10 protein-coding genes are annotated in these 13,134 nt (G+C 63.3%); 4 read left to right on the top strand and 6 right to left on the bottom strand.

The features are described 5' to 3' along the window. Positions 1-129 precede the first annotated feature (129 nt). The 4 genes from BMY91_RS01135 to BMY91_RS01120 all read right to left on the bottom strand — a co-directional run bounded on the left by BMY91_RS01135 (position 130) and on the right by BMY91_RS01120 (position 4,822). Positions 130-999 (bottom strand): type IV toxin-antitoxin system AbiEi family antitoxin domain-containing protein, encoded by an 870-nt coding sequence (locus BMY91_RS01135; RefSeq protein WP_090817179.1) that lies wholly within the window; start codon positions 997-999, stop codon positions 130-132. 575 nt (positions 1,000-1,574) lie between these two features. Next, on the bottom strand, positions 1,575-2,678 hold the full coding sequence (locus BMY91_RS01130; protein ID WP_090817176.1) for a polyprenyl synthetase family protein: 1,104 nt from the start codon (positions 2,676-2,678) through the stop codon (positions 1,575-1,577). 9 nt (positions 2,679-2,687) lie between these two features. Then, positions 2,688-4,031: a geranylgeranyl reductase family protein gene (locus BMY91_RS01125; RefSeq protein WP_090817173.1), complete on the bottom strand. Its 1,344-nt coding sequence runs from the start codon at positions 4,029-4,031 to the stop codon at positions 2,688-2,690. A gap of 29 nt (positions 4,032-4,060) precedes the next feature. Next, positions 4,061-4,822 carry a demethylmenaquinone methyltransferase gene (locus BMY91_RS01120; protein WP_090817170.1) on the bottom strand — a complete coding sequence of 254 codons (762 nt, stop codon included), beginning with the start codon at positions 4,820-4,822 and terminating at the stop codon, positions 4,061-4,063. Between the two features lie 91 nt (positions 4,823-4,913). Here BMY91_RS01120 and BMY91_RS01115 point away from each other — a divergent pair, with 91 nt between their 5' ends. The 4 genes from BMY91_RS01115 to BMY91_RS01100 all read left to right on the top strand — a co-directional run bounded on the left by BMY91_RS01115 (position 4,914) and on the right by BMY91_RS01100 (position 8,907). Beyond that, entirely contained in the window at positions 4,914-6,266 is a 1,353-nt protein-coding gene (locus tag BMY91_RS01115; RefSeq protein WP_090817167.1) for an isochorismate synthase, read from the top strand. A gap of 158 nt (positions 6,267-6,424) precedes the next feature. Beyond that, positions 6,425-7,222 (top strand): ABC transporter substrate-binding protein, encoded by a 798-nt coding sequence (locus BMY91_RS01110; RefSeq protein ID WP_090817164.1) that lies wholly within the window; start codon positions 6,425-6,427, stop codon positions 7,220-7,222. Between the two features lie 93 nt (positions 7,223-7,315). Next, positions 7,316-8,107: an amino acid ABC transporter permease gene (locus BMY91_RS01105; RefSeq protein WP_090817160.1), complete on the top strand. Its 792-nt coding sequence runs from the start codon at positions 7,316-7,318 to the stop codon at positions 8,105-8,107. An 11-nt stretch (positions 8,108-8,118) separates the two neighbouring features. Then, positions 8,119-8,907 (top strand): amino acid ABC transporter ATP-binding protein, encoded by a 789-nt coding sequence (locus BMY91_RS01100; protein ID WP_090817156.1) that lies wholly within the window; start codon positions 8,119-8,121, stop codon positions 8,905-8,907. A gap of 114 nt (positions 8,908-9,021) precedes the next feature. On the opposite strand, the gene menD is transcribed toward BMY91_RS01100, so the two are convergent. After that, positions 9,022-10,731, bottom strand: coding sequence for a 2-succinyl-5-enolpyruvyl-6-hydroxy-3-cyclohexene-1-carboxylic-acid synthase (gene menD, locus BMY91_RS01095; RefSeq protein WP_090817153.1), 1,710 nt, complete (start codon positions 10,729-10,731; stop codon positions 9,022-9,024). Positions 10,732-10,970: 239 nt separating this feature from the next. Further along, a complete protein-coding gene (locus tag BMY91_RS01090) occupies positions 10,971-13,061 on the bottom strand; it encodes a PhoX family protein (protein WP_090817150.1) in 2,091 nt (696 codons plus the stop codon). Between the last annotated feature and the right edge of the window lie 73 nt (positions 13,062-13,134).

Here is a 13,134-nt window from a genome sequence, read left to right as displayed (position 1 = left end):
TGTGTTTGTGGCCTGCGTACGGCCACCACCCACATTGATTCCGGAACAACTCTGACACGCCGCTCGCGGGGCGTGTCGCCTGATTTTTTCGTTCAAAGTTGGTGGTGGCGGTACCACCGTGAGGGGGGCTCACGACGGCGGAACCCACCCTGGCGCGTATCGTGCCGGAGCGTAGCGGCCAACTTCCCTATTGAGCAGGACTGTCAGGACTTCGGCGACCATTCTCTCCGGATGATGCACGACGTCCACGTAGTAATAGCGGAGAGTCAAAAGGCCTCCCCGCATGCCCGCGTTGTTCCTGTACTGGTCCTTCTTGACCTGCTTTCCCTCAAGGTGAGTCCCGCCGTCGAGTTCAACGATCAGGCATTCATTGACCAGACAGTCCACCTCTCCCACACCGGGCACGTCTACGTGCATACGGACTCGAAGACCTGCCCTGGTGAAGTGGGTGTGTGCCAGCACCTCCAAGAGCGAATCGGCACGAGGTAGAACCAAAAGCAAGGTCTCCCGGACCTTACCGTTCCGGTTGCCGGGGAGCTTCGATCTCAGGAATTCTGTTGACAGGAGGGCTTGGCTAACTGCGCTCTGCACCATGACTAGTGCTTCAAGTTCCGGTAGGCATCTGAGGGCGTGGATCACCACATCGGCTACCCCTGCAACTGGTAGATACGGGTGAGCCGGGTGTAGGCAGCCTCCGTGGTGGACTACGCCCCGTCCCCCTAGTCCAGTACTGCAACTGAGATGCAGCGGCTCAGCTGCCTCGAGGGTCCACAGGCGATAGAAGCGCGCAGCCGAGATGCAGGTAAGTAGTCCGTCGGATCGAAAGGCGGCCACGACGTCGGGATCTGAGTCCTTGGACGTATAGACGCCACGATGAAGGCGGGTTACGCGGCCGTCTCTCACCGCATGTGCGAGTATGCGGCGAGTAAAGCCAGCAGTCAGCAGGGTCCGAGTGGTGGTTGCTCCGCTCCGGCTTCGGAGGAAATCTTCGATGTTCATACAGCCATGCTGGCTTCGGCGGGAGCCTGCGGTCGCTGAGAAGTCCCGTATGTGGACAACTCCGTGTACCTCCACCACCCTCTTTGAACACCTGGAAGGCTGCAACACACCCCGAAATCGGTGTGTCCGTCGCTTCCAAAATTCAAAGCTGATGGCGAGGGACGGCGATTGGCTGTAAATCGTGCTGCACCATCACTAAAACCGTTGACCCAGAGAGTTGCATATGTGACAGGATTGTCATAAGCTTTTCACGGATCCACTAAATGCCTCCGGTGGGTCTGATGCGAACGGAGATTGTGGTCCCGGTTCGGTGCAGCGTATGACTCGTAACGTTGCAGCGAGCCGGGGCCATTCCGTTTTTCCCGGAGGTTGTGCGTCGAGCCGCATGCGCCCACCACCCACTTTGATTCCACAAACCGCCCAACACGCCGCATCTACCAGTGTGTCGCCACACTCGGACCCGCAAAGTGGGTGCTGACGGTACCAGGCACAAGACCGCCTGCGCCCAAGTCGCAGCAACAAAAAGCAGGCGCCCGGACTACGAGAGTCCGGACGCCTGCGAAAACAGGGAAAACTTAGCTGCTGCGGTCCACCACTGCGTGGGCGAAGTTGGTCAGGGAGTCTTTTACAACACCTTCGGGCAGCGGCGCCAGTGCGGCGATGGCCTCCGAGGACCACTGGCGGGCAATCTTCCAGGACTCATTGGTGACGGGGTGTTCGCGCAGGCCTGCCACGGCCTCAGCCAGAGCCGAGTCGGAGGACAGGTCGCCGTCGATCAATTCAAGGAGGGCAGCAGCGGAGGTATCCCCCGCAGCGGCGTCGCGACGAAGCAACAGGACGGGCAGCGTGGGAACACCTTCGCGGAGGTCGGTGCCCGGTGACTTGCCGGACTTGACCTTAACGCCGGTGACATCAATGACGTCGTCGGCAAGCTGGAAGGCCACGCCAACCTTCTCGCCGTATTCAACCAGCAAATCCTCAAAAGCTTCGTCGGCACCGGCGAAGATCGCACCCAGCTGGCCGGATGCTGCCACCAGCGAGCCGGTCTTGTCAGCAATGACGGACAGGTAGTGCTCCACGGGGTCTTCGTCTTCACGCGGTCCCACGGTTTCGTGGAGCTGGCCCAGGCACAGGCGCTCGAAGGTGCGGGCCTGGATGCCAAGGGCGCGGGAGCCCAGTTCCGAGACCAGGATGGAGGCGCGGGCAAAGATGAGGTCGCCGGTAAGGATGGCTACCGAGTTGCCCCACACTTCGTGGGCGGTGGGAGCACCGCGGCGGAAGGGTGCGGAGTCCATCACGTCATCGTGGTAGAGCGTGGCAAGGTGCGTAAGCTCCACAACCACGGCAGCCTGGACAACCTCGGGGCGCGAAGCATCGCCGAGGTGCGCACACAGCAACGTGAGGAGGGGACGGATGCGCTTGCCGCCGGCTTCCACCAGGTGACGGGACGTCGCGTCAGCCAGGGGATCCGAGTTGGAGATTGCTTCGCGGAGCTTTTTCTCCACCCGGGCAAGGTTGGTGGTGATGGCAGGACCGAGTTCGGCGTCGCCGGCGATGGCGGCAAAACCGGCGGGCAGCTGAAGCCCCGTAGCGATCGCTGTGGTGTTGGGAGCAGGCTCAACAGTCTGCGGCAAGCCGTGCCCGGCATGCGTCCAGCTGTGTTCGGCAGAGTTCGTCACGGGTTAACCCTAACTAGTTGGTGCGGAAACCGCGGTGTCGGAGGCTGCCGCCGTAAAAGCACGGGCAGAGGAAGTGTTGGACGTGGCCGGAACCAGCATCTCGAGGACCCGGATCACGCGGTCTTCGAAGCCCTTCGCCGACGGGTCGGTGAGGTTGGCCAGCATACGGACCACAAAGCGCATCAGCACCGGAACCGGCATGCCCGTGCGCAGCGCAAGTTTCATCACGGCCGGCTTTCCAATGAGGGCGGCGAAGAGACGTCCCAGTGTGAAGTGTGATCCCCACTGGTCCCGTACATAGTCCGCGTACCGCGCGAGGTGAGCATCGGCGTCGTGCGTGGACCAACCGGCGGAAGCCGAACGCGAAGAAGCGTCAACGAGGAACTCAGCCGCGAACCGGGCCGATTCCATGGCGTAGGAGATGCCTTCACCGTTGAACGGGGACACCATTCCCCCGGCGTCGCCCAGCAGGAGGAGCCCCGGCGAGTAATGCGGCGTGCGGTTGAAGCCCATGGGCAGCGCGGCACCGCGGATCTCCCCCACCTGGTTTTCGGGCGTGAAGCCCCATTCTGGGGGCATGCCGGCGGTCCATTCGCGGAGGACCTGCTTGTAGTCCAGCTTGCCGAATTCCTTGGAAGAGTTCAGGATGCCGAGGCCCACGTTGGACGTGCCATCGCCGACGCCAAACACCCAGCCGTAGCCCGGCAGTGGCTTCCCGGACTTGCCGGGCAGTTCCAGCCAGCCTTCCATCCAGTCGTCCTCGTGCCGCGGCGACGTAAAGTAGGTGCGCACCGCGACACCCAGCGGCCGGTCGTCACGCTTGTGCATGCCCAGCGACACGGCGGTTCGCGTTGAGTTGCCATCTGCGGCTAGTACGACGTCGGCATGGAAGTCGCGCGTTTCGCCCGTCTTGCGTCCGGACTCGTCAAGGATGGCGGCGCGGGCGCCGATGACGCGACCGTCGTCTGCAGTCAGTGCGGAGGTGACGCTGTGGCGTTCAAGCACGACAGCGCCGGCGGACTCAGCGTGGCGGGCCAGGTCCTCATCGAAACCGAGTCGGGTCCGGATCAGGCCGTACGTGGGGAAGTCGGCAACCTCGGGCCAGGGCAACTCGATGGTGCGTCCGCCGGCAATGAGGCGCAGCCCCTTGTTCCGGCGCCACCCCTCCTCAACAGCGTGCGGAAGGCCAAGCTTTTGGATTTCGCGGACAGCGCGGGGGGTCAGTCCGTCGCCACACACCTTCTCACGGGGAAAGGAAGTCTTTTCCAGCACCGTGACGTCAATGCCCGCCTGGGCGAGATAATACGCGGCGGTGGACCCGGCTGGGCCCGCGCCAACAATCAGTACTTTCACGTCGTCCTAAATCAGCAGGCAGTACGAGGTCAGCCGGCCTGGTGGCGCGGCTTGATCTGGCGGCGAAGCTTGGCTACGGGAACACTTTCGCGGTGCTCAGCGGGCTTTTGTGCCCGGTGCACGGCTACGATGCCGCCGCTGAGGTTGCGGTAGGTGATGTCGGTCCAGCCAGCGTCGCTGAGCCATTGGGCCAAGTGGTCCTGGTCCGGCCAGGCGCGGATGGACTCGGCGAGGTACACGTAGGCGTCCGGGTTGGAGGAAACCTTGGTGGCGATGGCCGGGAGCGCGCGCATCAGGTACTCGGTATAGAGGTTGCGCCACAGCGGCACCACAGGGTGGGAGAACTCGGCGATGACCAGCCGGCCGCCGGGCTTGGTGACGCGCAGCATCTCTTCAAGGGCCTTGCGCGGCTCCACAACGTTGCGCAGGCCAAAGGAAATGGTGGAGGCGTCAAAGCTGTTGTCCGCGAACGGCAGGTTGGTGGCGTCACCAGCGATGAAGTCGATATCCGGGCGGCGGCGTTTGCCTACCTTGAGCATGCCCAGGGAGAAATCGCAGGCTACGACGTCAACGCCTGCGTCTGCATAGGGTTCGCTGGAGGTTCCCGTTCCGGCGGCGAGGTCCAGGACCTTCTGCCCCACCTTCACATCCATGGCATCAACCACGATCCGGCGCCAACGACGCGTCTGTCCCATGGACAGGACATCATTCACGACGTCGTATTTGGGGGCGACATCATCAAACATCGTCGCAACTTCGTCCGGACGCTTTTCCAAGGATGCTCGGTTCACCCTGTAATTGTCTCAGACATTCACGCGACTTTGCTGCGCTGTAGAAGTCGGCACAGAATCTGGTTGTCCGCGGGAGTACTGTTGTTCCATCATGACGAGCACGCTCCGCACCTTGACAGTCCCCCTCGATGTCGAATCATCCTCCGGGGGGCTGCCGTCGTTTCTGGTGCGGGATGACGTCCTCTGCTGGTCCCGCCGTGAAGCGGGCCTGGTGGGATTCGGCGAGCTGACCCGGTTCAACGCCACGGGCCCTGAGCGTTTCCTCGAGGCCGATATTTGGTGGCGGCACCTCATTCTTGAGGCAGAGATCACTGATTATGTGGAGCTTCCCGGCACAGGACCGGTGGCTTTCGGCTCGTTCGCCTTCTCCAAAACATCACCCCACATCTCTCGCCTGATCCTCCCGGAGTTGGTGGTCGGCATCCGCGATGGCCGCGCCTGGGCCACACAGTTAACGTTCGACGACGCACCCCTCACCGAGGCCGGCGTCCTCGCTGCCGTTGACCACTGGCTGACTGGCGGCGAGCCGAACGGTGAGGATTCAGCGGCAGGAGGGTCCGGCGTCGGGCCGTCAGCTGAAACTGTCGCCGCAGACGGAGCCGGTCACCTCAGCCACGGTTCCCTGAGCGAAGCCGCCTGGATGCAGGCTGTTGCCGATGGCGTGGAAGAGATCCGCGCCGGCAAGCTGGAAAAGCTGGTGTTGGCGCGCGACGTCGTTGCCACCCTGCCTGAGGGCGTAAACGCTGCGGAGGTACTTCGCCAGCTGGCAGCACGGTATCGCGAGTGCTGGACGTATGGCGTTGACGGTCTGGTGGGTGCCACGCCGGAAATGCTGATCCAGGTGGAGGGCCGCACGGCGCAGGCCCGGGTGCTCGCCGGAACTTTGGACCGCAGGGATGCAGAGGGCGTTGATGGATCCCCCATGGCGTACGCCGAACGGGTATTGGCCGGATCCGATAAGCAGCGCCATGAGCACGAAATCGCGATTGACTCCCTGACGCGCCAGCTGGCTCCGTTCTCCGAAGCGATGAATTCGCACAGCGAACCGTTCATTCTGGAACTGCCCAACGTGTGGCACCTCGCCTCGGATGTGAAGGCTGAACTGGCGGATATCGAGGGCCACGTGCCCACGTGCCTTGCCCTCATTAATGCACTGCATCCGACTGCGGCAGTGTGCGGGACACCCACCTTGGTGGCCGGCGCTTTGATTCGAAAACTGGAGCATCTGGACCGCGGCCCCTACGCCGGGCCAGTGGGTTGGCTGGACGCCGCGGGCAACGGTGAGTGGGGCATCGCCCTCCGCGGAGCCGTGATTGAGGATGCCAACACTGTGCGCTTGTTCGCTGGATGCGGCATTGTTGAGGGCTCGCAGCCGGAAGCCGAGCTGGCCGAAACCTGGGCCAAATTCCGCCCGATGCTTGAGGCGCTGGGCATTCGGCGCTGATTCTGGGATTCCAGACAGCACTTCCTTTTCGGCGGTTGATAGGTGCGTAAACTAGTTATCTACTAGTGAAACTTCGTTTCCTGTGATGCACATCTCATGTTCGGCGCTACACTAAAACCGACTCAGTTCAGCATCCACCGCAACAAAAGGTAAACAACATGCAGATCTCCCGTTCGGTTATGTCCGGCACCAAGATTGCCGCCGTGCTCGCCGCCGGCGCACTGGCCCTCACCGCTTGCGGTGGTTCGTCCACTCCGGCCGCCTCGGATGCCTCCGGCCTCAAGCTCATCAACGCAGGCAAGCTCACGGTGTGCTCGGACGTTCCTTACGAGCCCTTCGAGTTCCAGAAGGACGGCAAGATTGTCGGCTTCGACATGGACATCGCCGCTGAAGTCGCCAAGGACGTCAAGGCCGAACTCAATGTGGTGGACAGCTCCTTCGAGGCAATCGAGACCGGAACCGCACTGACCGGTTGCGACGTCTCCATCTCCTCCATCTCCATCACGGATGTCCGCAAGAGCGTCATGGACTTCTCCACCCCGTACCTGGACGACGACCTCACCCTCGTGGCCACCTCGTCCTCCGGTATCAGCAACATTGACGGTGCCAAGGGCAAGAAGGTGGGCGTCCAGCAGGCCACCACCGGCGCCCAGTATGCCAAGGACAAGGGCATCGACGCACAGCAGTTCGAAGACTCCGGCCTCCTGGTCCAGGCCCTCAAGGCCGGCACCATCGACGCCGCAATCGGCAACCAGTCCGTCCTGGGCTACGCCATCAAGGACGACTCCAACCTGAAGCGTGTTGAGGACTACGCAACGGGCGAGAAGCTGGGTATCTCCATCAAGAAGGGCAACACCGCCATGGCCGATGCCGTGAACGCCACGCTGAAGCGCATCACCGACGACGGCTCCCTGAAGAAGTTCGAGACCACCTGGTTCGGCGAAGCCACCAAGTAGTCCGAGCCCCGGCTCCCGAGAACCACGCAGGCGGGCCCCGAAACGATACGTTGTTTCGGGGCCCCACCTGCGCAACACGAATGTGAGAACACCATGGCAATGACTGCACGTCAACGAGCCAAAGTCAGTTTGTACGTCCAGGCCGGAATCTTTGTTGTGGTCCTGGCCGCAGTGATCCTTGCTGTGGACTGGAAGACGATCGGCACCAGCGTCTTCAACTTCGCCAAGATCGGCCCGATGTTCCCGGACATCTTCCTGGTGGGCCTCAAGAACACCCTCATCTACACGGCATTGGCCTTCGTGGTGGGCTTGTCCGGCGGCCTCCTGCTTGCCCTGATGAAGCTTTCCTCCTTCCCGCTGTACCGCTGGCTGGCCACGGGCTACATCGAATTCTTCCGCGGTGTCCCCGCCCTGTTGGTCTTCATCGCCTTTGGCTACGGCGTCCCGCTCGCGTTTGGTGTCCAGTGGGACGTCAACATCGTGGTCATGGTTTCGCTGGGTATGGTGGCCTCCGCCTACATCGCTGAAACCCTCCGCGCAGGCCTCCAGGCTGTGCCCAAGGGCCAGATGGAAGCTGCACGTTCGCTGGGCATGCCGCACTGGCGGGCCATGGTTTCGATCGTCATCCCCCAGGCTTTCAAGATCGTGCTGCCGCCGCTGACCAACGAAATCATCCTGCTCACCAAGGACTCCTCGCTGATCTACGTCCTGGGCCTCACCGCGTCCCAGTACGAGCTCACCAAGTTCGGCCGCGACGGAATCTCCAGCCTCGGCGCGGGCCTGACCCCGTTGCTGGTGGCCGGTGCCTTCTACCTGGTCATCACCATCCCCTTGAGCCTCCTGGCACGGAAGTTCGAAAGCCGCTCCGCGCGGACCAAGCGATAGGCAGGACAGTCATGAACGACGTCGTAAACAGCACAGTTCGCGCTGCAGGCGTGGACATCAAGGACCTTCGCAAGTCCTACGGCAGCAATGAGGTCCTCAAGGGCATCTCCTTGACCGTCGAACCGGGCCAGGTAGTTTGCCTGATCGGCCCGTCGGGTTCGGGTAAGTCCACGCTGCTGCGCTGCGTCAACCTGCTGGAGCAGCCCAACGCCGGCACCATCAATGTGGGCAAGTTCGAAGCCACCGATCCCGATGTTGATCTCAACAAGATGCGCCAAAGCGTTGGAATGGTGTTCCAGCACTTCAATCTGTTCCCGCACCTGAGCGTGTTGGACAACTGCACCATTTCTCAGTTGAAGGTCCTCAAGCGTTCCAAGTCCGAGGCTTCCGGAGTGGCGCGCCACAACCTGGAACGCGTGGGCCTGGGTCACTTGGCCGATCGCTTCCCGGACCAGCTCTCCGGTGGCCAGCAGCAGCGTGTGGCCATCGCCCGCGCGCTGTCCATGGATCCCCAGCTCATGCTTTTTGATGAGCCCACCTCGGCGCTGGACCCCGAAACAGTTGGCGATGTCCTGGCTGTCATGCGCAAGCTGGCCCAGGAGGGCATGACCATGCTGGTTGTTACCCACGAGATGGGCTTCGCCCGTGAAGTGGCCGACCGCGTCGTCTTCATGGACGCCGGTGTTGTGGTGGAAGAAGGCCCGGCGGAGAACGTCATCAGCGCCCCCACCCAGCCGCGGACCAAGGAATTCCTGCGCCGCGTCCTGGACCCGACGCACATTGGTGTCGAGGAAGCCTAACGGCACGCACCGCCGTTAGCGCTACCGAGACGGGAGGGCTGCACTCACATGTGGGTGCAGCCCTCCCGTTTCTGCGTCACTGGCGAGTTTCTACGTCACTGGCGAGCCAGTTCTTTAGCCTGCGGTGAGAACCTGGCCCACCGCGGCGTTGATGGCCTCTTTGATCCGTGCATGGAGCGCCCGCAAGCCGGTCCTGTCCACGCGCACCTCCACAATGGTGCGCCCCTTCAGCGGTGACTTGAGTGCGTCGGCGAGTTCCGCCGTCGTACTCACGGTCTGGTGCCCGACGCCGTATGCCGCCGCGAGTGCCGCGATGTCCACTGAGTGCGGGGTACCAAAGAGGCGTTCGACGGCGGTGCCGTAGGCGCCTGAGTCGTCCACGGCACCGTGTTCCAGCAGCGCGAAGATGGCTCCGCCTGAGTCGTTGAGCACCACGATGCGGAGATCCGGGACGGGTTCACCATGGCCGAGGAAGAGCCCGCCGGCGTCGTGCAGGAACGTAACGTCGCCCAGGAGGACCGTTGTTTCACGTCCGCTGCCCAGCGCGATACCAGTTGCCGTAGCGATGGTGCCGTCGATCCCCGCCAGACCGCGGTTGGCATAGACAGTGGCAAGGGGTTCCGTGTGCGGCTGACCTGCGAGGTCGACGTCGCGGATTCCATTGGAGGACCCGAGCACCAACTGCCCACGGGAGTGTTCCCAGACCGTTGCCCCCACGGAAGGCCCGTTGGCAAGGTCCTCCGCGTCCAAGGTGCTGTCCAGGGCATGCTGGGCCGCAGCACCTGCCAGAAGCCAGGAGTCCAGCCAATCTGAGGACCCGCGGCCGGCGAATGCTGCCAGTTCGGGAAGGGTCTCGATGGGTTTCTCACGACGTCGACCGGCCTCGTACCAGGCCACGGGCACTGGCTGGTAAATGGCGGATTCGACCGATTCCCGGGCAAGGAGAGCCGAAACGGGACGGGAAAGGGTTGCCCTGCCGAACAGCACCACCCGTTCGATCGGGGCGGGCGATCCGGGTCCAAAGTGTTCCAGCAACACCCGGTACGGGCCCACGGCATTGGGGCCGAAGCGGGCGTTGGACGAAGGTTCTGCGAGCAACGGCAAGCCGTGGGCACGTGCAAAGGCTTCGGCCACGGCACCTGCGTCGTGGCCCGCGAGGACCACGGCGCGTCGCACGGGGAGGTCCGTCAAAGCCGCCGGGAGATCCAGTGCCTGGGGGCCGGCGTCGTAATGGAACACGCCGTGTCCCGCGGTCTCCGGGAGAGCGTCACCCACCCCCGGAACCAGAGGATCCCGGAACGCGAGATTTACCTGGACGGGGCCGGGCGGAGTGTCTTCCAGGGCGCCGGTGGCAGCATAAAGGGCGGTGGCAATGGCCTTCTGAGGATGGTCACCCGCAGGAACGTCGACGGCGAAGCGCACATGCTCGCCAAAAAGGTCCAGCTGGATGGTGGTCTGGTTGGCCCCCGTTCCGTGGAGTTCCTCAGGCCGGTCTGCGGAGACAACCACCACTGGAACGGCTGAATGGTTGGCTTCCATGACGGCCGGCAGGAGGTTGCCCACCGCGGTGCCGGATGTTGTCACCACTGCGACGGGAGCCTCGGTGGAGAGGGCCAGGCCCAAAGCAGTGAATCCTGCGTCGCGTTCGTCGATCCGCACGTGGAGGCGAACACGCCCCGCTGCCTCGGCTTCAGCCAGCGCATAAGCCAGGGGCGCCGACCGCGAGCCCGGCGCCACCACCGCGTGCCGCACACCGCCGTCCAGCAGTGTTGTCACGGCGATCCGGGCGGCGGCGATGGAAGTCAGAGAGTCCTGGGAAGTCACCGTTCCAGTCTATTGGCGTCCAAGAGGCCCCAACGCTCTCTCACCTACCGGCCCCCAACGGGCATCCCTCTCTCACCTACCGGCCCCTAACGGGCATCCCTCTCTCACCTACCAGCGTGCACGGCACGAAAGGTGAGAGAGGGTCCGCCCAAACGGCACGAAAGGTGAGAGAGGGTCCACCCCAACAACACGAAAGGTGAGAGAGCATCCACCCCAACCGCACGAAAGGTGAGAGAGGGTTACTTGCGGAACACCTGCACGATGGACGGGCGCGGGGCCCGCACAGTACCAGCCGCGGGGGTGCTTCCGGCCGGAACGTAGTCCGGGAAGAAGGAGTGCTGGTCCGCGAAGGTGCCTTCCTCGCCCGGGTGCTGTACCGCGACGAAGACAGTGCGCTCTTCGTCATGAACGATCGGCCCACAGGTCTCGGCGTCACGGGGCACGGCCAGGAACTGCTCCACCTTGCCGCGTTCCCGGCCCTCAAGGGTCACCTTGAACAGGCCGTCTGCGTAGCCGATGGTGGACGGCGCGCCGTCGGTTGAGATCCAGAGGTTGCCCACGGAGTCGAAGGCAACGTTGTCAGGGCAGGAAATCGGGGAGACCTTGTCCGCCGGGAAGCCGGAGAAGTAGGTGGACGTGTTCTTGGCGGGATCCCCCGCCACCAGCAGGAGCGTCCAGTTGAACTTGGTGCCCGTCTGCTCGCGACCTTCGGTGATCTCCACGATGTGCCCGTCGCGGTTCAGCGCACGCGGGTTGACCTCCGTGGCACCTTCCTTGCCGGGCTTGCCGCGGTCCGAGTTGTTGGTGCAGGCGACGTAGACCTTGCCGGTGAGCGGGTTCGGCTGGACGTCTTCGCAGCGGTCCATCTTGGTGGGGCCAACCTTATCTGCCGCGAGGCGCGTGTAGACCAGCACCTCCGGAACAGACATGCCCGGAACAGCAGACTTGCCGTCCACCACCAGGGGCAGCCACTCGCCGGCGCCATCGAAAGCTCCGTCCGCGGGAACCTTGCCGGAGCCATCGATCTCAGCAACCGGTGAATCGCCGGTGAACTTGGCGACGTAGAGGTCACCCTCGGAGAGCAGGCCCATATTGTTCCGGCGGGCAGCGGCGGAGTCGCCGGCTTGGTACTTACCCTTGGAGACAAATTTGTAGAGGTAGTCGAAGCGCTCGTCATCTCCCATGTAGGCCACTACCCGGCCGGAAGGAGCAACAATGACGTTGGCGCCCTCATGCTTGAAGCGGCCCATGGCGGAGTGCTTCTTGGGGGTGGATGTGGGGTCGAACGGGTCCACTTCCACGATCCACCCGAAGCGGTTGGTTTCATTGGCGTAGCCGGAATTGCGGGTATCGAAGCGCGGCTCATCGAGTTCCCACTGGCGGGTGGTGGCCTTGGCGGAAATGCCATAGCGTTTGTCGCCATCACTGGTGCCAGGGGCGGCGAAGTAGCCGTTGAAGTTTTCTTCGCCGGAGAGGATGGTGCCCCACGGGGTGGTTCCGCCGGAGCAGTTGCCCAGTGTGCCCTTGATCCACCGGCCGGCGGGGTCATCGATGGTCTTGACCAAGTTGGTCCCGGCGGCAGGGCCAGTCAGTTCGTAGACGGTGTCTGTGAGGAAGCGTCGGTTCAGCGGTGCGCCCTGGACGTAGCTCCACGGCTTGTTCTTGTTCTTGCGTTCCAGTTCAACGACGGCCAACCCATGCCCTGCGCGACCGATCGCGCGCGCCTCGGCGGGGTCGAAGCCCTCCGGGAGCATGATGTTCTCGTTGGTGTACTCGTGGTTGCTGAACAGCACGGCTCGGCGATCTTTGGAACCGGAAATCGGCAGGATGTCCGTGTAGTCGTTGTTGTAGCCGAATTGGCGTGCCTGCGCCGCAGCGGTCTGCGCGTTGAGGTCAAAGGCCGGTGAGTCGGCGAAGAGGGGGTCGCCCCAGCGGATGACCGGCTTCCAGTCGAACCCTTCAGGCACGGTGAAGGCATCCACCGCAGCGTCAACGGGCTTGATGGCGGTGAACTTCAGCTTGGACTTGTCGTAGCCCTTCTTAGCGGCATCGGAGAGCCCGTTGCCCGAGTCAGCCACTGCAGCGTCACCACCAGTAACAGCACCACCAAGCACGATCGCGAGCGCTCCTGCGGCGCCAAGCCCAAGGGCGGCGCGACGGGACATGGCCGTTGAAGCGATGTCCCGGAAGTAACCGTTGGCGCTGGTATTGCAGACATCGCCCGAGCAGGCGTTGTCGCATTTCAGTGCGCACGTCACGGGACTGCGCTTGCCTTTGGTGTGGCCAAGCATGGGGAGCAGCGCAAACGTGCGTCCGGTGGTTTCAGACATGGGGGTAGACCTTCCAGAGGATGTACGAGGTTCCCGCTGAGCCTGTCAGCGGAATCCAAAGCTGAGAGGTCTC

It is taken from the genome of Arthrobacter sp. yr096 (assembly GCF_900108925.1).
GTDB lineage: Bacteria > Actinomycetota > Actinomycetes > Actinomycetales > Micrococcaceae > Arthrobacter.
This window is presented reverse-complemented; position numbering and strand designations above follow the sequence as displayed.

Excerpts from the sequence above, each read along its gene's own strand:
- BMY91_RS01135 (WP_090817179.1), bottom strand. The coding sequence starts at position 999 with ATGAACATCGAAGATTTCCTCCGAAGCCGGAGCGGAGCAACCACCACT.
- BMY91_RS01115 (WP_090817167.1), top strand. The coding sequence starts at position 4,914 with ATGACGAGCACGCTCCGCACCTTGACAGTCCCCCTCGATGTCGAATCA.
- BMY91_RS01110 (WP_090817164.1), top strand. The coding sequence starts at position 6,425 with ATGCAGATCTCCCGTTCGGTTATGTCCGGCACCAAGATTGCCGCCGTG.
- BMY91_RS01105 (WP_090817160.1), top strand. The coding sequence starts at position 7,316 with ATGGCAATGACTGCACGTCAACGAGCCAAAGTCAGTTTGTACGTCCAG.
- BMY91_RS01100 (WP_090817156.1), top strand. The coding sequence starts at position 8,119 with ATGAACGACGTCGTAAACAGCACAGTTCGCGCTGCAGGCGTGGACATC.
- BMY91_RS01090 (WP_090817150.1), bottom strand. The coding sequence starts at position 13,061 with ATGTCTGAAACCACCGGACGCACGTTTGCGCTGCTCCCCATGCTTGGC.